The organism is Streptomyces sp. NPDC023481 (assembly GCF_055560195.1).
Genome location: NZ_JBVHJE010000014.1, coordinates 55,962 through 81,028 on the forward strand (window position 1 = coordinate 55,962; position 25,067 = coordinate 81,028).

Here is a 25,067-nt window from a genome sequence, read left to right on the forward strand (position 1 = left end):
TGTCAGTGCGGGGTCGTACGGTTGATGGCATGCGGCCCGTTTCCCACATCGAACGCACGGTGGCGCCCTTCGAGGTCGTCAGCCCCTACCAGCCCAGCGGCGACCAGCCGGCGGCCATCGCCGAGCTGGCCAAGCGCATCGAGGCCGGTGAGAAGGATGTCGTCCTCCTGGGCGCGACCGGCACCGGCAAGTCCGCCACCACCGCGTGGATGATCGAGAAGCTCCAGCGCCCCACCCTCGTGATGGCGCCGAACAAGACGCTGGCCGCGCAGCTGGCCAACGAGTTCCGCGAGCTCCTGCCGAACAACGCGGTCGAGTACTTCGTCTCCTACTACGACTACTACCAGCCCGAGGCCTACGTCCCCCAGTCGGACACCTACATCGAGAAGGACTCCTCGATCAACGAGGAGGTCGAGCGCCTGCGCCACTCGGCGACGAACTCGCTGCTCACCCGCCGCGACGTCATCGTGGTCGCCTCGGTGTCCTGCATCTACGGCCTCGGTACTCCGCAGGAGTACGTGGACCGGATGGTTCCCCTGAGGGTCGGCGACGAGATCGACCGGGACGAGCTGCTGCGCCGCTTCGTGGACATCCAGTACACGCGCAACGACCTGGCCTTCACCCGCGGCACCTTCCGGGTCCGCGGCGACACCATCGAGATCTTCCCGGTCTACGAGGAGCTGGCCGTCCGTATCGAGATGTTCGGCGACGAGATCGAGGCGCTCTCCACGCTGCACCCGCTCACCGGCGAGATCATCAGCGACGACCAGCAGCTCTACGTCTTCCCCGCCTCCCACTACGTCGCCGGCCCCGAGCGCATGGAGCGGGCCGTCAACGACATCGAGAAGGAGCTGGGGGAGCGGCTGGCCGAGCTGGAGAAGCAGGGCAAGCTCCTGGAGGCCCAGCGGCTGCGGATGCGCACCACGTACGACATCGAGATGCTCCGCCAGATCGGCACCTGCTCCGGTGTCGAGAACTACTCGATGCACTTCGACGGGCGTCTGCCCGGCTCCCCGCCCAACACCCTGCTGGACTACTTCCCGGACGACTTCCTGCTCGTCATCGACGAGTCGCACGTCACCGTCCCGCAGATCGGCGCGATGTACGAGGGCGACGCCTCCCGTAAGCGCACCCTCGTGGACCACGGCTTCCGGCTGCCCTCGGCCCTGGACAACCGCCCCCTGAAGTGGGAGGAGTTCCAGGAGCGCATCGGGCAGACCGTCTACCTGTCGGCCACCCCGGGCACCTACGAGCTGTCCCGCTCGGACGGTGTCGTCGAGCAGATCATCCGCCCGACCGGCCTGGTCGACCCGGAGGTAGTGGTCAAGCCCACCGAGGGGCAGATCGACGACCTCGTGCACGAGATCCGCAAGCGCACCGAGAAGGACGAGCGGGTCCTCGTCACCACCCTGACCAAGAAGATGGCCGAGGACCTCACCGACTACTTCCTGGAACTCGGCATCCAGGTGCGCTACCTGCACAGCGACGTCGACACCCTGCGCCGCGTCGAGCTGCTGCGCGAGCTGCGCTCCGGTGAGTACGACGTCCTGGTCGGCATCAACCTCCTCCGTGAGGGCCTCGACCTGCCCGAGGTGTCCCTGGTCGCGATCCTCGACGCCGACAAGGAGGGCTTCCTCCGCTCGGGCACCTCGCTGATCCAGACCATCGGCCGCGCGGCGCGCAACGTCTCCGGCCAGGTCCACATGTACGCCGACAAGATCACCCCGGCGATGGAGAAGGCCATCGAGGAGACCAACCGCCGCCGGGAGAAGCAGGTCGCCTACAACAAGGCGAACGGCGTCGACCCCCAGCCCCTGCGCAAGAAGATCAACGACATCGTCGCGCAGATCGCCCGCGAGGAGGTCGACACCGAACAGCTTCTCGGTTCCGGCTACCGCAAGTCGAAGGACGGCAAGGCCGCCAAGGCGCCCGTCCCCTCGCTCGGCGACAAGGCGGCCAAGGGTGCGAAGGCCGGCAAGGCGGCCAAGGGCAAGGCGGTGCCCACGGACCGCCCGGCGGCCGAACTGGCGGAGCAGATCGAGGAGATGACCGAACGCATGCGCGCCGCCGCCGCGGAGCTGCAGTTCGAGATCGCGGCCCGGCTGCGCGACGAGGTCTCCGAGATGAAGAAGGAGCTGCGCCAGATGCGGGAGGCGGGGATCGCCTGAGTCCCCGCCCGGTGCCGTCCCTCGGCATAAGCGCCAAGTGTTGCAACACCGACACAAAGCACGAGCCGAGGGCCGGTACTGCCAGTGGCCCTGCATAGGCTGCTGAGCGACCGCGTGGGCGCGCAGTGACAGCCCGGTGCGGCGACAGGGGAGCGTCGAGAGGGGATTCAGCCGTGTCCGTCAACTTGTCCAAGGGTCAGGCCATCAGCCTGGAGAAGAAGGACGGGGCCATCCTGACCGCGGTCCGCATGGGGCTCGGCTGGCAGGCGGCGAAGCGGCGCGGGCTGTTCGGCTCCCGCACCCGCGAGATCGACCTGGACGCGTCGGCGGTCCTGTTCGCCGGCGCCGAGCCGAAGGACGTCGTCTTCTTCCGCCATCTGGTGAGCGACGACGGTTCCGTGCGCCACACCGGTGACAACCTCGTCGGCGGCGCCGGCCAGGGCGGCGATGACGAGGCGATCCTGGTGGACCTGCAGCGCGTCCCGGCCCACATCGACCAGATCGTCTTCACGGTGAACTCCTTCACCGGGCAGACCTTCCAGGAAGTGCAGAACGCGTTCTGCCGGCTCGTCGACGAGACCAACGGCCAGGAACTCGCCCGCTACACGCTGGCCGGCGGCGGCGAGTACACCGCGCAGATCATGGCCAAGGTGCACCGGGCGGGCTCGGGCTGGACGATGACCGCCATCGGCGCCCCGGCCAACGGACGCACCTTCCAGGACCTGATGCCGTCGATCGTGCCGCACCTCTAGGACCGGGCCGGGCCGCCCGGCCCGGCGCGCGGCCCGCACGGCGGCCGGATCCTGGAGAAGGGGCTCACCGAGGTGGCCAGGGTCCGTGCCAAGCAATGGTAAATCGCTCTGACCAGCAGATATGGTGACTTTTTTACCTTTCACTTTACCTTTCCTTGGTGATTGGGGTACAGTTTTCCGTGCGGAGGGGAGTACTCCCTGACTGCGGCGCACCCGTCAGTACGGACCGGTTCCGGTCCCGGGGCGTCGGCCCATCGCGGGTGGAAGAGACCTCCGGCAGCGACAACGCTGATGTGTTTGCCGTCTCGTTATGCCGGAGGGTGCAGTGGAAGTCTCCATGGGCCTGTGGGTCCTCACCATCGTGGGCCTCGCCGCCCTGATCGCCGTCGACTTCTTCATCGGCCGCAAGCCGCATGAGGTGTCGATCAAGGAAGCGGGCGTCTGGACGGTCGTCTGGATCGCCCTGGCCGGCCTCTTCGGTCTCGGCCTGCTCGTGTTCGGCGGTGGACAACCGGCCGGAGAGTTCTTCGCCGGCTTCATCACCGAGAAGTCCCTGAGCGTCGACAACCTCTTCGTCTTCGTCCTGATCATGGCGAAGTTCGCCGTGCCCACCCAGTACCAGCAGCGCGTCCTGCTCGTCGGTGTCCTCATAGCCCTGGTGCTGCGGGCCGTCTTCATCGCCGCCGGGGCCGCGATCATCGCCAGCTTCTCCTGGGTGTTCTACCTCTTCGGTGCCTTCCTGATCTGGACTGCCTGGAAGCTCGTCCAAGAGGCCCGCGCCGACGAGGAGGACGAGGAGTACGAGGAGAACAAGCTGCTGAAGGCCGCGGAGCGCAGGTTCGGCGTGGCCGACCGGTACCACGGCACCAAGCTGTGGATCCAGCAGAACGGCAAGCGCGTCATGACCCCGATGCTGGTCGTGATGCTCGCCATCGGTACCACGGACGTGCTGTTCGCCCTCGACTCCATCCCCGCGATCTTCGGGCTGACCCAGGACCCGTACATCGTCTTCACCGCCAACGCCTTCGCCCTGATGGGCCTGCGCCAGCTGTACTTCCTCATCGGCGGGCTGCTCAAGAAGCTGGTCCACCTCTCGTACGGGCTGTCGATCATCCTCGGCTTCATCGGCGTGAAGCTGGTGCTGCACGCTCTGCACGAGTCCGGGGTCCACGTGCCCGAGATCAGCATCCCGGTCTCGCTCGGCGTGATCTGCGCGGTGCTCGTCATCACGACGGTCACCAGCCTGCTGGCCACCCGGAGGCAGGCCGCCGCCGAGACGGAGCACGCCGGCGGCGAGGGCACCCGGAAGAACAGCGTCGACGTCTGACGGCCGCGCCGTGGGAGACCTCGCTCTCACATAACCCCTCAGCGGGAGATTCGTCGCGACGCGGGGGCCCGGTCCCACCGGCACCGGGCCCCCGCACCGGAAAGCGCCCGCACCGGAAAGGATGAGAGGTAATCCGAAAAGGACGGAATGCAAACCCTGTAAGCCTCTGCGACCATCGCCGCATGATCACTCGGCTCCGGTCGCTCACCCGTTCATGGACGATCATCGTGCCGGTGCTCGCGGTCGTCCTGCTGGCCCTCACGTGGGGCCGGGACCTGCCCGGCCTGATCGTCGGCCTGGTGTCCGCCGTCCTCGCCGGGTCCGTCCTGGCGGCGGTGCACCACGCCGAGGTGGTCGCCCACCGGGTCGGCGAGCCCTTCGGCTCCCTGGTGCTCGCCATCGCCGTCACGATCATCGAAGTGGCCCTCATCGTCACCCTCATGGCCGACGGCGGCGACAAGAGTTCCACCCTGGCCCGGGACACCGTCTTCGCCGCGGTGATGATCACATGTAACGGGGTCGTCGGCATCAGCCTGCTGGTGGCCTCCCTGCGGCACGGCACCGCGGTCTTCAACCCCGAAGGCACCGGCGCGGCGCTGGCGACCGTGGCGACGCTGGCCACCCTCAGCCTGGTGCTGCCGACGTTCACCACGAGCAAGCCCGGGCCGGAGTTCTCCACCGTCCAGCTGACCTTCGCCGCGCTGTCCTCACTGGTCCTGTACGCGCTGTTCGTGGCCACCCAGACCGTGCGCCACCGCGACTACTTCCTGCCGGTCAGCCGGCAGGGCGAGGTCATCACCACCGACGACCACGCCCAGCCCCCGTCCGCGCGCACCGCCTGGACCAGCCTCGGCCTGCTCGCGCTGGCCCTGATCGGTGTGGTCGGCCTGGCCAAGGGCGTGTCGCCGGCGATCGAGTCGGGTGTGGCCGCGGCAGGTCTGCACCACGCCGTCGTCGGTGTGGTCATCGCCCTGCTCGTCCTGCTGCCCGAGACGATCGCCGCGCTGCGCTCCGCCCGCCGCGACCGGGTGCAGACCAGCCTCAACCTCGCGCTCGGCTCCGCGATGGCCAGCATCGGCCTGACCATCCCGGCCGTGGCGCTCGCCTCCGTGTGGCTGTCCGGTCCGCTCGTCCTGGGCCTCGGCTCCACCCACATGCTGCTGCTCGCGCTGACGGTGGTGGTCAGCTCCCTGACCGTGGTTCCGGGGCGGGCCACACCGCTGCAGGGAGGCGTCCACCTGGTGCTGTTCGCGGCCTACCTCGAACTGGCGATCAACCCGTAGCCGGCGACCGCGCCCGGCGTGACCGGTCAGCTCCTGGCCGGCTCCGCCGCCGGCACGGGCACCGGGCGTGTCTCGGGCAGCAGCGCGCAGCACACCAGGCTGATGAGCGCGATGCACGTCAGGTACACGCCGACGCCCCACGGCACCCGCCCGCCCCGCTCGGCGAGCGCCGTGGCCACGATCGGGGTGAGGGCACCCCCGAAGACACCGCCGAGGTTGTAGCCCACGGCGGCGCCCGTGCAGCGCACCCGGGGCTCGTACAGCTCGGGCAGATAGGCGGCGATCACCGCGAACATGACGACGAAGGCGAGCAGGGCACCCAGGATGGCGAGGAACATCAGCAGCGGCTCACCGGTCGACAGCAACGCCACCATCGGGAGCATCCACAGGACGCAGGCCGCGCACCCCGTCAGACACATGGTCCGGCGCCCGTAGCGGTCGCCGCACAGCGCCGCGACGGGCGTCAGCGCGCCCTGCACGACCACCGCGCCCATGACGCACACCAACATCACCGTACGGCTCACGCCGAGCCGTTCCGTCGCGTACGCCAGCGACCAGGTCGTCACCGCGTAGAACACCGCGTAGCCGACCGCCAGCGCCCCGGCCGTCAGCAGCACCAGCCGCCCGTGGTGCCGTACGACCTCGACGAGCGGCACGCGCGCGTGGTCGTCGATCTCCAGGAACCGGGGGCTCTCCGCCAGGGACGAACGCAGCCACAGGCCGGCCAGCGCCGGCGCGCCCGCCGCCCAGAACGGCACACGCCAGCCCCAGCGCGCGAACTCCGCGTCGGACAGGGCCGCCGACAGAGCGAGCATCACCCCGTTGGCCAGGACGAACCCGAGCGCCGGCCCCATCTGGGGGAAGCTCGACCACAGGGCACGCCGCCGGGCGGGAGCGTGTTCGGCGGTCAGCAGGACCGCTCCACCCCACTCCCCGCCGAGCCCCAGCCCCTGCAGGAAGCGCAGCACGAGCAGCAGCACGGGCGCGGCCATGCCGAGGGACCCGTAGGACGGCACACAGCCGACCGCGACCGTCGAGGCGCCGGTGAGCAGCAGGGAGGCGACGAGCACCGGCCGCCGCCCGCGCCGGTCCCCGAGGTGCCCGAACAGCACCGAGCCCAACGGCCGGGCCACGAACCCCACCCCGAACGTCGCGAACGCCGCCAGCGTCCCGGCGAGCGGCGAGAACGTCGGGAAGAACAGCGGCCCCAGGACCAGGGCCGCCGCGGTCCCGTACACGAAGAAGTCGTAGAACTCGATCGCTGTGCCGATCAGTGAGGCGGCGGCGAGCCTCGGCATGGACGGGGTGTTCACGGCGCGTACACGGTGCATGTCGCGTCAACTACCCTCGGTGATCGCGGGTTACGGGGGGCGTGTGGAGGCGATCATGGGACCGGAGCGCACGCCCGGGCGACCGGCGCGCACGGCACGCTGCCCGTCCTGGCCGGCGTGATAGACCGGGTGCGAGCGGTCGTAGACGCACCGCCCGAGCCGACCGGAGGAACCGTGCCCCGCACCCTGGCCAACGCCCCGATCATGATCCTCAACGGGCCCAACCTGAACCTGCTCGGCCAGCGCCAGCCCGAGATCTACGGCAGGGACACGCTGGCCGACGTGGAGGCGCTGTGCGCCAAGGCGGCGGCCGCGCACGGCGGCACGGTGGACTTCCGGCAGTCCAACCACGAGGGCGAACTGGTCGACTGGATCCACGAGGCGCGGCTGAACCACTGCGGGATCGTCATCAATCCCGGCGCCTACTCGCACACCTCGGTCGCCATCCTGGACGCGCTCAACACCTGCGACGGCATGCCCGTGCTGGAGGTGCACATCTCCAACATCCACCAGCGCGAATCGTTCCGGCACCACTCCTACGTCTCGCTGCGTGCGGACGGCGTGATCGCCGGGTGCGGCGTGCAGGGCTACGTGTTCGGTGTGGAGCGGGTTGCGGCGCTGGCCGGGGCGGCGCGGACGGAGGCCTGACCGCCCGCGCGCGGGACTACAGCCGGCCCGCCTCCACGATCCGCCGGAGGAAGCGCCGGGTGCGCTCCTGCTCCGGTTCGCCGAACACCTGCTCGGCGCTGCCGCGCTCCAGCACGACCCCGCCGTCCAGGAAGCACACCTGGTCGGCGACGTCCCGGGCGAAGCCCATCTCGTGCGTCGCCAGCACCATGGTCATGCCCTCGTCCTTCAGACCGCGGACCACGTCCAGCACCTCGCCGACGAGTTCCGGGTCGAGCGCGGCCGTGATCTCGTCCAGCAGCAACAGCCGGGGCCGCACGGCGAGGGCCCGTACGATCGCCACACGCTGCTGCTGACCGCCGCTGAGCCGGTCGGGGTAGGCATCCGCCTTGCCGGCCAGTCCGAGGCGCTCCAGCAGCCCCCTGGCCCGTTCCTCGGCCTCCGCGCGGGAGACGCCGTGCACCCGGCGCGGCGCGAGCGTGATGTTGTCGAGCACGGTCATGTGCGGGAAGAGGTTGTACGCCTGGAAGACGGCGCCGATCCGACGCCGTACCGCGTCCTGGTCCGCGCGCGGGTCGGTGATCTCCTCGCCGTCCAGCCAGATGGCGCCGTCGTCGATCTCCTCCAGGAGGTTGGCGCAGCGCAGCAGCGTCGACTTGCCCGACCCGGAGGCGCCGATCAGCGCGGTCACCGTGTGCGGGGCGACCTCCAGATCGACGTCCCGCAGGACGACCGAACCGCCGAAGGTCTTGCGGACCGACTCCATCCGCAGGACGGGCGCGTCACTCACGGACGTGCTCTCCGTCGTGCTCACAGGCACTCCTCCCCGGGTGCTCACAGGGACCCTCCCTGGGCCCGGCGCCGGTCCATCCGGGCCGTCACCCAGTCGGTGAACCGGGTCATCGGAATGGTCAGCGCGACGAACACCAGCCCCGCGACGATGTACGGCGTGTAGTTCAGACTGCGGCCCACGATGATGTCGGACGCCCGTACGGCGTCCACCGCACCCCCGATGGACACCAGACCGGTGTCCTTCTGCAGCGACACCAGGTCGTTGAGCAGCGGCGGTACCTGGCGGCGCACCGCCTGCGGCAGGACGACGTAGCGCAGGGCCTGCCGGTTGGTCAGCCCCAGCGAGCGGGCCGCCGCGCGCTGCGAGGGATGGATGGACTCGATGCCGGCCCGGAACACCTCTGCCACGTACGCCGCGTACGTCAGTGTCAGCGCCGTACCGCCGAGCAGCACCGGATCGACCGTGACGCCCTGCAGCCGCAGCGCCGGCACACCGAGCACCACGATCATCAGGTTGATGATGAGCGGCAGACCGCGGAAGAAGTCGGTGTACGCCGCCGCCAGCGCCCGGAGCGGGAAGAAGACCGGGCCGCGCAGGGTCCGCGCGATGGCGATCAGCATGCCGAGGACCAGGACGGCGGCACCGCAGACCAGCAGCAGGCGGACGTTCAGCCACAGCCCGTCGAGGACCTTCGGCAGCGCCTCGCGCGCGTAGTGCGCGCTGAAGAAGGTCTCCTTGGTGCGGGGCCAGCCCGGTGCGTGGACGACGACGAGGTAGAGCACGGCGGCCGTGACGAGGGTCGACAGGGCCGCGATCGCGGTGGCGCGGCGGGCCCGCGCGCGTCGGTGGCGTTCGCGCGCCAGCCGCCGTTCGGACGGGGCGTAGCCGTCGTCGAAGGCGTCGGCGCCTTTGGCCATGTCGCCTTTGCCGTCCGCCCCTTCCCGGGCCGACTCGCCCCTGGTGACCGTCACTTGAGCACCGGGGCGTCGACGGCGTCCGAGAGCCACTGCTTCTCGATGCCGGCCAGCGTGCCGTCCTTGCGCAGGGCGTCGACGGCGGCGGTCACGCACGACGTCAGCGCGCTGCCCTTGTCCAGCACGAGCCCGAACTGCTCGGGCGCGCCGCCCTGGTTCTCGAACTGGCCGACGATCTCGGCGTCCGTCACCTCGGCCGCGGTGATGTAGAACGCGGTCGGCAGGTCGGTGACGATCGCGTCGACCTGCCCGTTCTTCAGGGCGGACTTGGCCTGGTCGTTCTTGGCGTAGACGGCTGCCTGCCGGGTCGGCTTCACGAGGTCGCTGATGTAGTCGAGGCTCGTGGTGCCGACTTGGGCGCCGAGCTTGAGCTTCCTCAGATCCGCGACGCTCTTCGCCTTGGCGGCCTTGCTGCCCTTCAGCGCGATGACGGCCTGGCGCACGTCGTAGTAGCCGGAGGAGAAGTCCACCGCCTTCCTGCGCTCGGCGCTGATCGACACCTGGTTGATGTCGAAGTCGAAGGTCTTCACCCCCGGCGCGAACGCCTTGTTGAAGGGCACGCTCTGCCAGACGACCGCACTCCTGTCGTATCCCAGCCGCTTGGCGACGGCGTAGGCGACCGCCGACTCGTAGCCCTTGCCGTTGGCGGGCTTGTCGTCCTTGAACCAGGGCTCGTACGCCGGTTCGTCCGTCGCGACCGTCAGCTTTCCGGACGTCTTGGTAGGGAGCTTGCCCTTGGCGCAGCTGTTCGCGGCCGAACCGGACGGGGCGGCCGACGCGTTCTCCTCGGGCTGCGGAGCACAGCCGACAGCGGTGGCGAGCAGGGCTACGGTGACCGCGGCGAGGGCGCGGCGCAGAGCGCGAGGGGCAGCATGCATGGCGGGAGAGTGGCAGTGAACTCGGCGTTTGTCCAGGTCACAGCGGTAGTTGTCCGCATGCTGGGAACGTGTGTTGCGGCCGTGTGAACGCGGTCGCGCGCAGCCCACGCGCGCGCGTGCCGGGGCCTGGGCCGCCGGCCGAGGGCGGGGTGGTGACCGGCGGCCCCTACCGCTCAGGAGCCGTCGTCCTGTGCGGGGCTGCTACCAGTTGACCGCGGGCGGCGGCCCGGCGGGAGCGCGCACAGGGGCCCGGCGCGTGCGAAAGGTTCACACGGGGCGCGCGCAGGGGTCGTGCACGCCGGGAGTGCGCGCGAGGAGTACGCCCGGCGCATGCGCGACGTCCCTGTGAGCGACCGGCTAGGACCCTCTTGGCGCCCGGGGATGCTCCCGAGGGGACAGCCGCCCGCTCACCACCCGCGCGCGTGCCACTCCGGCAGATGCGGCCGTTCCGCGCCCAGCGTGGTGTCGTCGCCGTGTCCCGGGTAGATCCACGTCTCGTCCGGGAGCACGTCGAAGATCTTCGTCTCCACGTCGTGGATCAGACTGGCGAACGCCTTCGGATCCTTGCGTGTGTTGCCGACACCGCCCGGGAACAGGCAGTCGCCGGTGAAGACGTGCGGGTGGCCGTGCGGGTCGTCGTAGACCAGCGCGATCGACCCGGGGGTGTGCCCGACCAGGTGCCGCGCGGTGAGCTCCACGCGGCCCACCCTGATGACGTCGCCGTCGTCCACGAGGACGTCCGTCGGCACCGGGATGCCGGGGGCGTCCTCGCGGCCGGCGTACGTACGCGCGCGCGTGGCCGCGACGACCTCGGCGAGCGCCTGCCAGTGGTCGCCGTGCTGATGCGTGGTGACGACGGAGGCGATGCCGTCGTCACCGATCATGCCGAGGAGCGTCTCCGCCTCGTTGGCGGCGTCGATCAGGAGCTGCTCGTCGGTGGCCCGGCAGCGCAGCAGATAGGCGTTGTTGTCCATCGGGCCGACCGCGATCTTGGTGATCATCAGGTCTTTCAGCTCGTGCACATCCGCCGGTCCGCCGACCCTGACCTCTCCGGAGTACGTCATGACCGCCAGCCTATAGCGGGAAGGCCCCGGTGGACGGCCGTCCGCACGGGCCCCGCGGACGGGTCGTCGCGCTGCCCGCGAGGCGGCGGCGAGGACTGCTCCGGCTACAGCGGAGGCAGCTTCGGCAGGGCGCCGCCCTGCACCTCGAGCGCCGTCCCGTCGCGGCGCCCGGCGAGCCAGCCCAGCAGGTCCGCCGGCCGGCCGGTGACCGTGATCTCGGGCTCGTCCGCCGCACGCCCCGTGCTCCACGCGCGCGTGCCGTCCGTGAGGCGGGTCGCCGGCACGTCGGGGTGCCCGGAGAACCGGTCCGCGAGGAAGTCGGTCTCCCGCTCCAGGAACTCGGCCGGAAGATCCTCCAGCTCGTACCCGATCCCCAGGTCGACGTGGTGCAGCTCCACCTCCGCCCACCGGCGGAACGGCAGCCGGGACGCGGAGTCGGTGACCCCGTTGCGCAGCTCCAGGATGCGCGTCCAGTCCGCCGGCTCGTCCCCGGTCGCCTGGAAGCGGGCCGCGCTCTCCCGGAGGTCGGCGGCCTGCATCTCCACGGGCCGCGGCGCGCCCTGCTCGATGTCGGCGTCCCGCGCCTCGGCGCTGGCGTACATGGGACGACCCTGGAGGGCGTTCACGAGCGCGTCCGCGTTCCGGGCGAGGTGGGCGAGGACGTGTCCGCGGCTCCAGCCCGGGAGCCGTGACGGCTCGGCCAGAGTGGCGTTGTCCAGTTTCGCGACCGCGGTGAGCAGCCGTTCGGTCGCTTCCCGTACACGGGCCAGGTCATGAGCGTGATCAGTCATGCCGCTGACCCTAGCCCGGTCACACCTTCGGGTGAAGGTGCTGGACCTCGACCGCTAATCGAATGCACGTGCTATATGGTCGAAGGCGGCGTCGGGCATGCTGGAAGGCCGGGAGTTGTTATGCAACCGGGCAATCCGACCGGCGTTGTCAGTGGCTCCCCCTAGTCTGAAGAAGCACGGGGGCCCCGCCCCTGTCACTTCTCTCAAGAAAGGTGCGGACCGGCGTGGCCGACCGTCTCATCGTCCGTGGCGCGCGCGAGCACAACCTCAAGAATGTCTCGCTCGACCTGCCTCGCGACTCGCTCATCGTCTTCACGGGCCTGTCCGGGTCGGGCAAGTCCTCCCTGGCCTTCGACACGATCTTCGCGGAGGGCCAGCGGCGCTACGTGGAGTCGCTCTCCTCGTACGCACGGCAGTTCCTCGGCCAGATGGACAAGCCCGACGTCGACTTCATCGAGGGCCTCTCCCCGGCGGTCTCCATCGACCAGAAGTCGACCTCGCGCAACCCGCGCTCGACGGTCGGCACGATCACCGAGGTCTACGACTACCTGCGTCTGCTCTTCGCGCGCATCGGCAAGCCGCACTGCCCCGAGTGCGGCCGTCCGATCTCGCGCCAGTCGCCGCAGGCCATCGTGGACAAGGTCCTGGAGCTGCCGGAGGGGAGCCGCTTCCAGGTGCTGTCCCCGCTCGTGCGCGAGCGCAAGGGCGAGTTCGTCGACCTCTTCGCCGACCTCCAGACCAAGGGCTACTCCCGCGCGCGCGTGGACGGCCAGACCGTCCAGCTGTCCGAACCGCCGGTCCTGAAGAAGCAGGAGAAGCACACCATCGAGGTGGTCGTGGACCGCCTCACGGTGAAGGACTCCGCCAAGCGCCGCCTCACCGACTCCGTGGAGACCGCCCTCGGCCTGTCCGGCGGCATGGTCGTGCTCGACTTCGTCGACCTCCCCGAGGACGACCCCGAGCGCGAGCGCATGTACTCGGAGCACCTGTACTGCCCGTACGACGACCTGTCCTTCGAGGAGCTGGAGCCGCGCTCCTTCTCCTTCAACTCGCCCTTCGGCGCCTGCCCCGAGTGCACCGGCATCGGCACGCGCATGGAGGTCGACCCGGAACTGATCGTCCCGGACGAGGACAAGTCCCTGGACGAGGGCGCCATCCACCCCTGGTCGCACGGGCACACCAAGGACTACTTCAGCCGCCTGATCGGGGCACTCGCCGACGCCCTCGGCTTCCGCACGGACATCCCCTTCGCGGGGCTGCCGCAGCGCGCCAGGAAGGCCCTGCTCCACGGCCACAAGACCCAGATCGAGGTGCGCTACCGCAACCGGTACGGCCGGGAGCGCGTCTACACCACCCCGTTCGAGGGCGCGGTGCCCTTCGTCAAGCGCCGGCACAGCGAGGCGGAGAGCGACGCCAGCCGCGAGCGCTTCGAGGGCTACATGCGCGAGGTGCCCTGCCCCTCCTGCGAGGGCACGCGCCTGAAGCCGATCGTCCTCGCGGTCACGATCATGGAGAAGTCGATCGCCGAGGTCGCCGCGATGTCGATCAGCGACTGCGCGGACTTCCTGGGCGAACTCAAGCTCAGCGCCCGCGACAAGAAGATCGCCGAGCGGGTCCTGAAGGAGGTCAACGAGCGGCTGCGCTTCCTGGTCGACGTCGGCCTGGACTACCTCTCGCTCAACCGCGCGGCGGGCACCCTCTCCGGCGGCGAGGCCCAGCGCATCCGGCTGGCCACCCAGATCGGCTCCGGCCTCGTCGGCGTCCTGTACGTCCTGGACGAGCCGTCCATCGGTCTGCACCAGCGGGACAACCACCGTCTGATCGAGACCCTGGTACGGCTGCGCGACATGGGCAACACGCTCATCGTTGTGGAGCATGACGAGGACACCATCAAGGTCGCCGACTGGATCGTGGACATCGGCCCCGGCGCCGGCGAGCACGGCGGCAAGGTGGTGCACAGCGGCTCGCTGAAGGAGCTGCTGGCCAACACCGAGTCGCAGACCGGCGCCTATCTCGCCGGCCGCAAGGCGATCCCGCTCCCGGACGTGCGCCGCCCCCGTGACCGGTCCCGGCAGCTCACCGTGCACGGCGCCCGGGAGAACAACCTGCAGGACATCGACGTGTCCTTCCCACTGGGCGTGTTCACGGCCGTCACCGGTGTCTCCGGCTCTGGTAAGTCAACCCTGGTAAACGACATCCTGTACACGCACCTGGCCCGCGAGCTGAACGGCGCCCGGACCGTCCCCGGACGGCACACGCGCGTGGACGGCGACGACCTGGTCGACAAGGTCGTGCACGTGGACCAGTCGCCGATCGGCCGCACCCCGCGGTCCAACCCGGCCACCTACACCGGTGTCTTCGACCACATCCGCAAGCTGTTCGCCGAGACCACCGAGGCGAAGGTCCGGGGCTACCTGCCCGGCCGCTTCTCCTTCAACGTCAAGGGCGGCCGCTGCGAGAACTGCGCGGGCGACGGCACGATCAAGATCGAGATGAACTTCCTCCCGGACGTCTACGTCCCGTGCGAGGTCTGCCACGGCGCCCGGTACAACCGGGAAACGCTGGAGGTGCACTACAAGGGCAAGTCCATCGCCGAGGTCCTGAACATGCCGATCGAGGAGGCCATGCACTTCTTCGAGGCGGTACCGGCGATCTCCCGCCACCTGAGGACGCTGCACGACGTCGGCCTCGGCTACGTCCGCCTCGGCCAGTCCGCCACCACTCTCTCCGGCGGTGAGGCGCAGCGCGTCAAGCTCGCCAGCGAACTGCAGAAGCGGTCCACCGGACGCACGGTCTACGTCCTGGACGAGCCGACCACCGGTCTGCACTTCGAGGACATCAGCAAGCTGCTCAAGGTCCTCGGCGGGCTCGTCGACAAGGGCAACACGGTCATCGTCATCGAGCACAACCTCGACGTGATCAAGACCGCCGACTGGATCGTGGACATGGGCCCCGAGGGCGGTGCCGGCGGCGGCCTGGTGGTCGCCGAGGGCACGCCGGAGGAGGTCGCCGGGGTTCCGGCCAGCCACACGGGCAAGTTCCTGCGCGAGATCCTCGGCGCTGACCGCATCAGCGACGCCGAGCCGGTCCCGGCACAGCGTGGTGGTACGGCCCGGAAGACGGCCGCGGCCAAGTCGTCGGCGCGGAAGACGGTGACGGCCAAGGCCAACAACACGCCGACCAAGAAGGCCGCCACGGCCACGAAGAAGGCGACGGCCACGAAGAAGACGACGGCCACGAAGAAGGCGACCCGGGCCCGTAAGGCCTCCTGACATCGCCTCGGAAGACGCCTGACGGCGGATCAGAAAACCGGCGCCCCGCGGGAACTCCCCGCGGGGCGCCGTTCGTTCCCCTATCAGCCAGACCGGTCCAGCGGTCCGACAGGTCCCGCACCCCGCAGGCCCGGCCGTACCTTGTCAACAGCACAGGGAGATCAGCCGCTCACAGAGCGGTCGGCTCGCCCAGCTCCGCCGCGTACGGCGGCTCGGCACCCGCCCGCGAGCAGGTGATCGCCGCCGCCCGTGCAGCGAAGCGCAGCAGCCGTGTCCAGCCCCCCGTCCCAAGGGCGGCCAGCGCTTGCGGGGACAGCGCGTCCCGGACGGCCAGTCCGTGCAGCAGGGCCGCGTTCACCGTGTCACCGGCGCCGATGGTGTCCACGACATCGACCTTCTCACCCGGTACGGAAAGCTCCCCGCCGTCCCGGGTGAAGACGGTCAGGCCGTCGCCGCCCCGCGTGACCACCACGGCCGCCGGTCCCGCGGACAGCCACTCGCGCGGGCCGCCGCCAAGCCATGCCGCGTCCTCCGCGGACAGCTTCAGCAGCGTCACCGAGGGCAGCCAGCTCCTGAAACGCGCCCGGTAGGCGTCCGCGTCCGGGATCAGCCCCGCCCGGATGTTGGGATCCAGCGCGGTGAACAGCCCCTGCCCGGCAGCGGTGCGCATCAACTCCTCGTACGCGCTCGCCCCCGGTTCCAGGGCGAGTGAGCAGGTACCGAAGGACACCGCGCGCGTACCGGCGGGGAGCGAGGCGGGGACGGTGAACAGACGGTCGGCGGTGCCGTCCACATAGAAGGAGTAGGCGGCCGAGCCGGCGGCGTCGATCGTGGCGACGGCGAGGGTCGTCGGCTCCGGCCCCCGCTGCACGCCGGACACGTCGACGCCGGCCCGCCGCAGCCCGTCGAGCAGGGCCTCACCGAAGGCGTCGTCCGACGTCCGGGAGCAGAAGGCGGTGGGGGAACCGAGCCGGCCGAGGGCCACGGCGGTGTTGTACGGGCCGCCGCCGAGCGCCGGCTTCAGGCCCGCGAGGGCACCGGGGCCCTGCGGTACCAGGTCGATCAGTGCCTCACCGGCGACGACGATCACGTGGTGGTTCCCTTCTCGGACAGCGGGGATGACGCGGTGTGCCCGTCCGCTCCGGAGCCCCGCTCCTCCGGGCAGCCGCAGGACGTGCGGTGGACGAACGTGCACGGCAGCCGGAGCGTGCGGGCCGGACGCCGCGGCTCGGCCAGCCGGTCCAGGAGCACCCGGACGGCCCGGGCGCCCAGCTCCCGGCTGGGCTGGGCGATGGCCGTCAGCCGGGGCGAGAACAGGTCGGCCCAGGCGAAGTCGTCGAAGCAGCACAGGGCGACGTCGTCCGGCACGGACCGGCCGTGCCGGCGCAGCGCGCGCAGGGCGCCGAGGGTCATCGCGTTGTTGGCGGTGACGAGGGCCGTGGGTGGGTCGGGCAGGTCGAGCAGGGCGGCTGTGGCCTGCTCGGCACCGATGGACTCGGAGTTGCCGGAGACGAGGAGCCGCTCGTCGTACGGCAGACCGGCGGCGGCGAGGCCCTCCTGGTAGCCGGTGACACGTTCACTGGTCGTGCTGAGCCCGGGCAGGCCGGCGATCAGAGCGATCCGGCGGTGCCCGAGTCCGGCGAGGTGGGTGACGAGCAGGGCCGTCGGCGCGGCACTCTCGGCACAGACCTGGTCGAAACCCGGCGCGCCGAGGCCGGGCGCGGCACCCCCGCCGTCGTCCGCTGGAGCACCCTCCGGCACGCTCGCGTCGACCAGCCGGTCCAGGAAGACCGTCGGTACCGCGTGCCGGCGCAGGTAGCCGACGAGGTCACCGGGGTCCGCGGACGGGGCGACGATCATGCCGTCCACCCGGCGCTCATGGAGGAGCTGGACGACCTTGCGCTCGTGCCGGGGGTCGTCGTGCGGATCGGCGATGAGCAGGCTGTAGCCGGCCTCCAGGGCAGCGGCCTCGACGCCTTGCAGGATCTCGGTGAAGTACGGGTTGCTGATGGCGGACACCGCGAGGCCGATGGAGCGGGTGCGCGAGGTCACCAGGGAGCGGGCCAGGGTGTTGGGGGTGTAGCCCAGGGCGTCGACGGCGTCGAGCACGGCCTGGCGGGTTTGGGGAAGCACCGGCCGGGTGCCGTTGAGGACATGGGAGACGGTCGCCACGGAGACCCCGGCACTCCGGGCGACATCCGCCATGGTGGCCATGGCGCTCCCTTCCCCGAGGGGGCATGCCTCGGTCGTCTGCGGTCTGCGGTCTGCGGTCTGCGGTCTGCGGTCTGCGGTCTGCGGTCTGCGGTCTGCGGTCTGAGGTCTGCGGTCTACGCCTGCGGATGCGGCCCGCGGCCCGCGGCCCGCGTTGTGCCGGCTTCCGGTCTTCCGGCCGGGACGCTATCCCATGCACTCGCCCCGCGTAAACGCTTACGCAAGCGTTTACGCCCTCCCGAGTCCACTCACCCCCACCGCCGGCCCGACCCCTCTGTCCGGGTATCGTCGCCCTGCACGCCCCTTGAACAGTGGAGTACCAGATGCCCCCCCGTTCCTCCGCGAGTCGTCGTACCGTCCTACGAGGGGCCGCCGTGGCCCCGGTCGCCGGGCTCGGCCTGGCCGCGTGTTCGGCGCCCGGCGGGAGTGGTGCGGCCGCGGCCACCCCGACCGCGCCGGTCGACCTCGGTGCCGAGAGCGAGGTCGCCAAGGGCGCGGCCAAGCTCTACCGGGATCACAACGTGGTCGTCAGCCGCGACGGCGACGGCACGCTGAAGGCGTACAGCACGGTCTGCACGCACGCGGGGTGCCCCATCAACAAACTGCAGGGAACCACCCTGATCTGCCCCTGCCACGGCAGCGAGTTCGATGCCGTGACGGGCAAGGTGGTCCAGGCACCGGCCACCGAGCCCCTGAACGAGCTGTCGGTGAAGGCCGTGAACGGCAGGATCGTCGCCGGTCCGGCGAACTGAACCGAAGAGCGCAGCCGCCGCTCACTCCCAGTCCCAGGCGATCCCCACGATGCCGGGCCGGATCCGCGGCTCGACCACGTGGGCCGAGTGGTGCGGGTCGGTCACGGCCAGTTGCCGCCGGCCGTTGCGCGGGGCCGCCGCCGAGTGCTGGGTGAAGCGGTGGCAGCGCACCGGAAGGGCGGCCGTGTCGAAGCGCACCTGGAGCGCGTACTGGCCACCGGGGCAGTCGAACCGCTGGAGATACTCGCGGGAGGGGCCGGCCGTTCCGTCCTCGATGCCGTACCGGAAGAGGAAGGTGTCGCCGGAACCCAGCCGGGTGCCGAAGAGCAGCTCGGCCACCAGGACCCCGGTGTCCTGGTCCCAGTGGAGGCGACCGGTGCGGCAGTTCTCGAGCGCGTGCACGCCGATGCGACGCGGGTCGCAGCCGGGGTCGCCGTGGTGGACGGCGAGGAAGCGGTCGACGCCGTCGCGGTGGGCGCGGACGATGTGATGGGCTTCGCGGCTCGCCAGCTCGCGCCGGGCACCGATCCGGACGCACTCGTGCCGGCCCAGGGTGTGCAGTCCGCCGTCCAGGGGCCGGCCGAGGTCGACGGTGAGCCGGTTCACGACATCGGAGGCCTCGACCAGGGAGCGGTAGGAGCGGCCCGCCGGGCGGCCGGCCGGCGTGGGCTCGTCGGGCTCGGCGAGCAGGCGGATCAGGGACTCCTCCGGAAGCCGGAGGATCTCCTCCAGCGCCCGTACGGCCCGCAGCGACTCGGGACGCTGCGGGCGGCGGGCACCCTGTTGCCAGTAACTCAGGCTGGTGACGCCCACCTTGACCCCGTGGCGCGACAGATGGTGCTGGACGCGCTGGAGCGGCAGGCCCCGTGCGGCGATCGCGGCGCGCAGTGCCACGTGGAAGGGGCCGCCGCGCAGGGCCGTGTCCAGTTCCGCGGTGGGGACGTCCGCGTGCTCTGTGGCATGCCGCATGCCGAGGGCCTTTCTGTGAGGTGTCGCTACGGCTGGTCAGACCGCCTGTGCGGGTGTGCGGGGCCACCCCGGTGGACACTGCGGACGCCCGTGGCCGGGCACGCCGCGCCCGTACGCATGTGTGCACGGCCCCGAGTTCCCCCGCATTGAAGCGTGTTGACCAGAACCCGACAACACCTCGGGCCGGCCGTTCCGGACGACTGGCCGGACCCCGCCGTGCCCCGGACGAGGGAGGGGCCCAGTGCGGGCCGCCGCCGCGCCTGATCAAGGACCTCGCCGGGGGACGGAGACGGAAGCGCGGTCCGCCCAGGACAGGGCCCCAGCTCACGATCCGCGGCCGGCGCCCGCGCCCCGGGGCAGCGCGCGGGGCCGTGCGGGGCGGGCGTTGTCCACAGGCCCGACGCGCTGTCGGTGCTCGTTAGTAGGGTGTGAGATATGGCAGACCCCTCCAGCTACCGCCCCAGGCCGGGAGACATCCCGGACTCTCCCGGGGTGTACAGGTTCCGCGACGAGCACCGCCGGGTGATCTACGTCGGAAAGGCGAAAAGCCTGCGCCAGCGCCTGGCGAACTACTTCCAGGATCTGGCGAACCTGCACCCGCGCACCCGGACTATGGTGACCACCGCCGCGTCCGTGGAGTGGACCGTGGTGTCCACCGAGGTGGAGGCGCTGCAGCTGGAGTACTCCTGGATCAAGGAGTACGACCCCCGGTTCAACGTCAAGTACCGCGACGACAAGAGCTACCCGTACCTCGCGGTCACGATGGGTGAGCAGTTCCCGCGCGTGCAGGTGATGCGCGGTCACAAGAAGAAGGGCGTGCGCTACTTCGGGCCGTACGCGCACGCGTGGGCCATCCGGGACACCGTGGACCTGCTGCTGCGGGTGTTCCCGGTGCGCACCTGCTCGGCGGGCGTCTTCAAGAACGCCGCCCGCACCGGTCGCCCCTGTCTGCTCGGCTACATCGGCAAGTGCTCCGCGCCCTGCGTCGGGCGGATCACACCCGAGGAGCACAGGGAGCTGGCCGAGGAGTTCTGCGACTTCATGGCCGGCCGCACGGGCACCTACCTCCGCCGTCTGGAGAAGCAGATGATGGAGGCGGCCGAGGAGATGGAGTACGAGCGGGCGGCCCGTCTGCGCGACGACATCGAGGCCCTGAAGAAGGCCATGGAGAAGAACGCGGTCGTGCTCGCCGACGCGACCGACGCCGACCTCATCGCCGTCGCCGAGGACGAGCTGGAGGCGGCTGTGCAGATCTTCCACGTGCGCGGTGGCCGGGTGCGCGGTCAGCGCGGCTGGGTGACCGACAAGGTCGAGGAGGTCACCACCGGGGCGCTGGTCGAGCACGCGCTGCAGCAGCTGTACGGCGAGGAGAGCGGGGACGCGGTTCCCAAGGAGGTGCTGGTCCCGGCGCTGCCCGAGCCGGTCGAGCCGGTCCAGGAGTGGCTGACCGGCCGCCGCGGGGCGAACGTGTCGCTGCGCATCCCGCAGCGCGGCGACAAGAAGGCGCTCATGGAGACCGTGCAGCGCAACGCCCTGCAGGCCTTGGCGCTGCACAAGACCAAGCGCGCCTCCGACCTGACCACGCGCTCGCGCGCCCTGGAGGAGATCGCCGAGGCCCTCGACCTGGACAGCGCCCCGCTGCGCATCGAGTGCTACGACATCTCGCACCTCCAGGGCGACGACGTGGTGGCTTCCATGGTCGTCTTCGAGGACGGGCTGCAGCGCAAGAGCGAGTACCGCCGCTTCCAGATCAAGGGCTTCGCCGGCCAGGACGACGTCCGCTCCATGCACGAGGTGATCACCCGCCGCTTCCGGCGCTACCTCGCCGAGAAGGAGCGGACGGGGGAGTGGGCCGACGGCGCCTCCGCCGACGGCACCGGCATCGACGGCACCTCCGCCGCTGCCTCCGGCATGGACGGCATCTCCGCCGCCGTCCCCGCCGCCGCCGTCCCCGCCACCGGTGGCACCGCAACCCAGGCGCCCGTCCCGACGGCCCCCGCCACCGGCGCCACCGGCACCGGAGCCCCCCTTCCCGCCGGCCCGGAACCGGCGGCCCCCTCCCCGGACGGCCACGGTGCCCCGGCCCCCCTCCCCGTCGGCGATGCCCTGCTCGCCGGTGCGGAGGAGGACATCACCGACTCCCTCAAGGACGACGACGGTCGGCCCAGGAAGTTCGCCTATCCGCCCCAGCTGGTGGTGGTCGACGGTGGTCAGCCGCAGGTGGCGGCGGCCCGGCGGGCCCTGGACGAGCTGGGTATCGACGACATCGCCGTCTGCGGTCTCGCCAAGCGCCTGGAGGAGGTCTGGGTGCCCGGCGAGGACGACCCGGTGGTCCTGCCCCGCACCAGCGAGGGCCTCTACCTGCTCCAGCGCGTCCGCGACGAGGCCCACCGGTTCGCGATCACCTACCAGCGCACCAAGCGCGCCAAGCGGTTCCGCGCGGGCCCGCTGGACGATGTCCCCGGCCTCGGCGAGACCCGCAAACAGGCGCTCATCAAGCATTTCGGCTCGGTGAAGAAGCTGCGGTCCGCCACAATCGAGCAGATCCAGGAAGTGCCCGGGATAGGCCGGAAGACGGCCGAGACCATCGCCGTGGCCCTGGCCCAGGCGGCCCCGGCCGCACCCGCCGTGAACACGGCGACCGGAGAGATCATTGAGGACGAGGAACCCGACACGACGGGGGGTTCCTCGGGGGAGCCCGTGACCGCGGGCTCCCCGGACGAACGACGGGGGCAGGAGACATGACCGAGCACGACGCACAGCCCACGACACAACGAGATCAGGCGCACGGCGCCACGGGCGACGACGTCGTCCGGCACGACACCGGCCAGGACACCAGCCGGCAGGACGCCGGCCGGCCGACGGGCCAGGACAACGGAGCACAGGTGAGTACGGGCAGCGAGACAGCCGGGGCCCCCGAGGCGGCCATCCCCGAGCTGGTGATCATCTCCGGCATGTCCGGGGCCGGCCGGTCCACGGCCGCCAAGTGTCTGGAGGACCTCGGCTGGTTCGTCGTGGACAACCTGCCGCCCGCCCTCATCCCCACGATGGTGGAGCTGGGCGCCCGCTCGCAGGGCAACGTGGCGCGGATCGCGGTCGTCGTCGACGTCCGTGGCCGGCGCTTCTTCGACAATCTGCGCGAGTCCCTCGCCGACCTCGACACCCGGGGCGTCACCCGGCGGATCGTCTTCCTGGAGTCCTCCGACGAGGCCCTGGTCCGCCGCTTCGAGTCGGTCCGCCGCCCGCACCCGCTCCAGGGCGACGGGCGCATCGTGGACGGCATCGCCGCCGAGCGGGAACTGCTGCGCGAGCTGCGCGGCGACGCCGACCTGGTGATCGACACGTCCAGCCTCAACGTGCACGAGCTGCGCGCCAAGATGGACGCCCAGTTCGCCGGCGAGGAGGAGCCCGAGCTGCGGGCCACCGTGATGTCGTTCGGCTTCAAGTACGGCCTGCCGGTCGACGCCGATCTGGTCGCCGACATGCGGTTCCTGCCCAACCCGCACTGGGTCCCGGAGCTGCGCCCCTACACCGGCCTCAACGAGGAGGTCGCCGCCTATGTCTTCAACCAGCCCGGCGCGAAGGAGTTCCTCGACCGGTACGCCGAGCTGCTGCGGCTCATCGCGGCCGGCTACCGGCGCGAGGGCAAGCGCTACGTGACCATCGCCATCGGCTGTACCGGCGGCAAGCACCGCTCGGTCGCGATGTCGGAGAAGCTCGCCGCGCGCCTCGCGGCCGAGGGCGTGGAGACGGTGGTCGTGCACCGGGACATGGGACGGGAATGACGGGACGTACACCGCGGCTGGGCAGGCTGCGCCGGATGGTGCCCGACGCGCGCGCCGGCCGCCCGGCCGAGGCCCGCGGGGGCCGGCCCCGCCGCCGCGGCACCCAGCCCAAGGTGGTCGCGCTCGGCGGCGGCATGGGCCTGTCCGCGTCGCTCGCCGCGCTGCGCCGGATCACCGGTGACCTCACCGCCGTCGTCACCGTCGCCGACGACGGCGGCTCCAGCGGGCGCCTGCGCGACGAGCTGGGCGTGCTGCCGCCCGGCGACCTGCGCAAGGCGCTGGCCGCGCTGTGCGGCGACGACGACTGGGGCCAGACCTGGGCCCGGGTCATCCAGCACCGCTTCGCCTCCCACGGCGACCTGCACGACCACGCGGTCGGCAACCTGCTGATCGTCGCCCTGTGGGAGCAGCTCGGCGACCATGTGCAGGCCCTGGACCTGGTCGGCAAGCTGCTTGGCGCGCACGGGCGGGTGCTGCCCATGTCGGCCGTACCGCTGGAGCTGCAGGCCCTGGTCAAGGGGCACGACCCGGAGCGTCCCGAGGACGTGGACACGGTGCGCGGGCAGGCGACCGTGGCCCTGACGCCCGGCGAGGTGCAGTCGGTGCATCTCGTGCCGCACGACCCGCCCGCCGTCCCCGAGGCGGTGGCCGCGGTGCTGGACGCGGACTGGGTGGTGCTCGGTCCCGGCTCCTGGTTCTCCTCGGTCATCCCGCACCTGCTGGTGCCAGAGCTGCTGGACGCCCTCACCGAGACCAAGGCACGCCGTGTGCTCTCCCTCAACCTGGCGCCGCAGCCGGGAGAAACCGAGGGCTTCTCCCCGCAGCGTCATTTGGAGGTTTTGGGGCGACACGCCCCTAAACTCGCCCTGGACGTGGTGCTGGCCGACGAGGCCGCCGTGCCCGACCGCGACTTGCTCACCGAGGCCGCCAAGCGGCTGGGAGCCGCGGTGGAGCTGGCGCCGGTGGCCAGGCCCGACGGTTCCCCCCGGCACGACCCGGAGCTGTTGGCCGCCGCGTACGACCGTATTTTTCGGATGCATGGAAGGATCGGCCCATGGCGATGACGGCAGCGGTGAAGGATGAGATCTCCCGGCTCCCCGTCACCCGGACCTGCTGCAGGAAGGCGGAGGTCTCCGCCATCCTGCGGTTCGCCGGCGGCCTCCACCTGGTGAGCGGACGCATCGTGATCGAGGCGGAGCTGGACACCGCGATGGCGGCGCGCCGGCTCAAACGGGACATCCTGGAGATCTTCGGGCACAGCTCCGAGCTGATCGTGATGGCGCCCGGCGGGCTGCGCCGCGGCTCGCGGTACGTCGTCCGGGTCGTCGCGGGCGGTGACCAGCTGGCCCGGCAGACGGGCCTGGTCGACGGGCGGGGCCGGCCGATCCGCGGGCTGCCCCCGCAGGTGGTCTCGGGGGCCACCTGTGACGCGGAGGCGGCCTGGCGCGGGGCCTTCCTGGCGCACGGCTCGCTCACCGAGCCGGGCCGTTCCTCCTCCCTGGAGGTGACCTGCCCTGGCCCGGAGGCGGCGCTCGCGCTGGTCGGGGCCGCCCGCAGACTGTCGATCGCCGCGAAGGCCCGCGAGGTGCGCGGGGTGGACCGGGTGGTCGTCCGTGACGGCGACGCGATCGGCGCCCTGCTCACCCGGCTGGGTGCCCACGAGTCGGTGCTGGCCTGGGAGGAGCGCCGGATGCGCCGCGAGGTGCGGGCCACGGCCAACCGGCTCGCCAACTTCGACGACGCCAACCTGCGCCGCTCGGCCCGTGCCGCCGTGGCCGCCGGGGCCCGGGTGCAGCGCGCCCTGGAGATCCTGGGCGACGAGGTTCCCGAGCACCTCGCGGCCGCCGGCCGGCTGCGCATGGAGCACAAGCAGGCCTCCCTGGAGGAGCTGGGCGCGCTCGCCGACCCGCCGCTGACCAAGGACGCGGTCGCGGGCCGTATCCGCCGGCTGCTGGCGATGGCCGACAAGCGGGCCGCCGACCTGGGCATCCCGAGCACCGAGGCGAACCTCTCCGAGGAGCTCGCGGAGAACCTGGCCGGCTGATCCGACGGAGCGTCAACTCGCCGGTGCCGTCCCCCGATCGGGTGGT

Annotated in this window: 20 protein-coding genes; 11 read left to right on the plus strand and 9 right to left on the minus strand. The window is 71.2% G+C overall.

Annotated elements, in window-relative coordinates:
• Positions 1–29 precede the first annotated feature (29 nt).
• From uvrB to ACZ3ZD_RS25430, 4 genes are all read left to right on the plus strand, one after another.
• Positions 30–2,168, plus strand: a complete 2,139-nt coding sequence (gene uvrB, locus ACZ3ZD_RS25415) for an excinuclease ABC subunit UvrB (protein ID WP_467401535.1) — start codon at positions 30–32, stop codon at positions 2,166–2,168.
• A gap of 173 nt (positions 2,169–2,341) precedes the next feature.
• Positions 2,342–2,920, plus strand: coding sequence for a TerD family protein (locus ACZ3ZD_RS25420; RefSeq protein ID WP_467401537.1), 579 nt, complete (start codon positions 2,342–2,344; stop codon positions 2,918–2,920).
• Positions 2,921–3,245: 325 nt separating this feature from the next.
• The gene (locus ACZ3ZD_RS25425; protein WP_467401974.1) at positions 3,246–4,247 is read left to right on the plus strand and encodes a TerC/Alx family metal homeostasis membrane protein; all 1,002 of its coding nucleotides are present in this window, start codon (positions 3,246–3,248) and stop codon (positions 4,245–4,247) included.
• A gap of 182 nt (positions 4,248–4,429) precedes the next feature.
• Positions 4,430–5,530: a calcium:cation antiporter gene (locus ACZ3ZD_RS25430; RefSeq protein ID WP_467401540.1), complete on the plus strand. Its 1,101-nt coding sequence runs from the start codon at positions 4,430–4,432 to the stop codon at positions 5,528–5,530.
• A gap of 26 nt (positions 5,531–5,556) precedes the next feature.
• Here ACZ3ZD_RS25430 and ACZ3ZD_RS25435 read toward each other — a convergent pair whose 3' ends face one another.
• Positions 5,557–6,828: an MFS transporter gene (locus ACZ3ZD_RS25435; protein WP_467401976.1), complete on the minus strand. Its 1,272-nt coding sequence runs from the start codon at positions 6,826–6,828 to the stop codon at positions 5,557–5,559.
• A 207-nt stretch (positions 6,829–7,035) separates the two neighbouring features.
• Between ACZ3ZD_RS25435 and aroQ the strand changes: the two genes are divergently transcribed.
• Entirely contained in the window at positions 7,036–7,509 is a 474-nt protein-coding gene (gene aroQ, locus ACZ3ZD_RS25440) for a type II 3-dehydroquinate dehydratase (RefSeq protein WP_467401542.1), read from the plus strand.
• Positions 7,510–7,525: 16 nt separating this feature from the next.
• Here aroQ and ACZ3ZD_RS25445 read toward each other — a convergent pair whose 3' ends face one another.
• The 5 genes from ACZ3ZD_RS25445 to ACZ3ZD_RS25465 all read right to left on the minus strand — a co-directional run bounded on the left by ACZ3ZD_RS25445 (position 7,526) and on the right by ACZ3ZD_RS25465 (position 11,988).
• Positions 7,526–8,254, minus strand: coding sequence for an amino acid ABC transporter ATP-binding protein (locus tag ACZ3ZD_RS25445; RefSeq protein WP_467401978.1), 729 nt, complete (start codon positions 8,252–8,254; stop codon positions 7,526–7,528).
• 68 nt (positions 8,255–8,322) lie between these two features.
• Positions 8,323–9,252: an amino acid ABC transporter permease gene (locus ACZ3ZD_RS25450; protein ID WP_467401545.1), complete on the minus strand. Its 930-nt coding sequence runs from the start codon at positions 9,250–9,252 to the stop codon at positions 8,323–8,325.
• Positions 9,249–10,133: an ABC transporter substrate-binding protein gene (locus tag ACZ3ZD_RS25455; protein ID WP_467401547.1), complete on the minus strand. Its 885-nt coding sequence runs from the start codon at positions 10,131–10,133 to the stop codon at positions 9,249–9,251. The genes ACZ3ZD_RS25450 and ACZ3ZD_RS25455 overlap by 4 nt, the downstream gene beginning before the upstream one ends.
• Positions 10,134–10,540: 407 nt before the next feature.
• A complete protein-coding gene (locus ACZ3ZD_RS25460; RefSeq protein WP_467401550.1) occupies positions 10,541–11,197 on the minus strand; it encodes an MBL fold metallo-hydrolase in 657 nt (218 codons plus the stop codon).
• 104 nt (positions 11,198–11,301) lie between these two features.
• Complete coding sequence (locus ACZ3ZD_RS25465) at positions 11,302–11,988, minus strand: maleylpyruvate isomerase family mycothiol-dependent enzyme (RefSeq protein ID WP_467401552.1); 687 nt, start codon at positions 11,986–11,988, stop codon at positions 11,302–11,304.
• 224 nt (positions 11,989–12,212) lie between these two features.
• Between ACZ3ZD_RS25465 and uvrA the strand changes: the two genes are divergently transcribed.
• Complete coding sequence (uvrA, locus tag ACZ3ZD_RS25470; protein WP_467401555.1) at positions 12,213–15,260, plus strand: excinuclease ABC subunit UvrA; 3,048 nt, start codon at positions 12,213–12,215, stop codon at positions 15,258–15,260.
• Between the two features lie 169 nt (positions 15,261–15,429).
• Here uvrA and ACZ3ZD_RS25475 read toward each other — a convergent pair whose 3' ends face one another.
• Both ACZ3ZD_RS25475 and ACZ3ZD_RS25480 read right to left on the minus strand, forming a co-directional pair.
• Complete coding sequence (locus tag ACZ3ZD_RS25475) at positions 15,430–16,350, minus strand: carbohydrate kinase family protein (RefSeq protein ID WP_467401557.1); 921 nt, start codon at positions 16,348–16,350, stop codon at positions 15,430–15,432.
• A complete protein-coding gene (locus ACZ3ZD_RS25480; protein ID WP_467401560.1) occupies positions 16,347–17,474 on the minus strand; it encodes a LacI family DNA-binding transcriptional regulator in 1,128 nt (375 codons plus the stop codon). Before ACZ3ZD_RS25480 ends, ACZ3ZD_RS25475 begins: the two co-directional genes overlap by 4 nt.
• Positions 17,475–17,794: 320 nt before the next feature.
• Between ACZ3ZD_RS25480 and ACZ3ZD_RS25485 the strand changes: the two genes are divergently transcribed.
• Positions 17,795–18,223: a Rieske (2Fe-2S) protein gene (locus tag ACZ3ZD_RS25485; RefSeq protein WP_467401563.1), complete on the plus strand. Its 429-nt coding sequence runs from the start codon at positions 17,795–17,797 to the stop codon at positions 18,221–18,223.
• Between the two features lie 21 nt (positions 18,224–18,244).
• Here ACZ3ZD_RS25485 and ACZ3ZD_RS25490 read toward each other — a convergent pair whose 3' ends face one another.
• Positions 18,245–19,192: a hypothetical protein gene (locus ACZ3ZD_RS25490; RefSeq protein WP_467401565.1), complete on the minus strand. Its 948-nt coding sequence runs from the start codon at positions 19,190–19,192 to the stop codon at positions 18,245–18,247.
• A 435-nt stretch (positions 19,193–19,627) separates the two neighbouring features.
• Between ACZ3ZD_RS25490 and uvrC the strand changes: the two genes are divergently transcribed.
• From uvrC to whiA, 4 genes are read left to right on the plus strand one after another with little or no spacing between them, the layout of a single operon-like run.
• On the plus strand, positions 19,628–21,937 hold the full coding sequence (uvrC, locus tag ACZ3ZD_RS25495) for an excinuclease ABC subunit UvrC (RefSeq protein ID WP_467401568.1): 2,310 nt from the start codon (positions 19,628–19,630) through the stop codon (positions 21,935–21,937).
• On the plus strand, positions 21,934–22,977 hold the full coding sequence (rapZ, locus tag ACZ3ZD_RS25500) for an RNase adapter RapZ (RefSeq protein WP_467401570.1): 1,044 nt from the start codon (positions 21,934–21,936) through the stop codon (positions 22,975–22,977). The genes uvrC and rapZ overlap by 4 nt, the downstream gene beginning before the upstream one ends.
• Positions 22,974–24,041 carry a gluconeogenesis factor YvcK family protein gene (locus ACZ3ZD_RS25505; RefSeq protein WP_467401573.1) on the plus strand — a complete coding sequence of 356 codons (1,068 nt, stop codon included), beginning with the start codon at positions 22,974–22,976 and terminating at the stop codon, positions 24,039–24,041. Before rapZ ends, ACZ3ZD_RS25505 begins: the two co-directional genes overlap by 4 nt.
• Positions 24,032–25,021, plus strand: a complete 990-nt coding sequence (gene whiA / locus ACZ3ZD_RS25510; protein WP_467401575.1) for a DNA-binding protein WhiA — start codon at positions 24,032–24,034, stop codon at positions 25,019–25,021. The genes ACZ3ZD_RS25505 and whiA overlap by 10 nt, the downstream gene beginning before the upstream one ends.
• Positions 25,022–25,067: the final 46 nt, after the last annotated feature.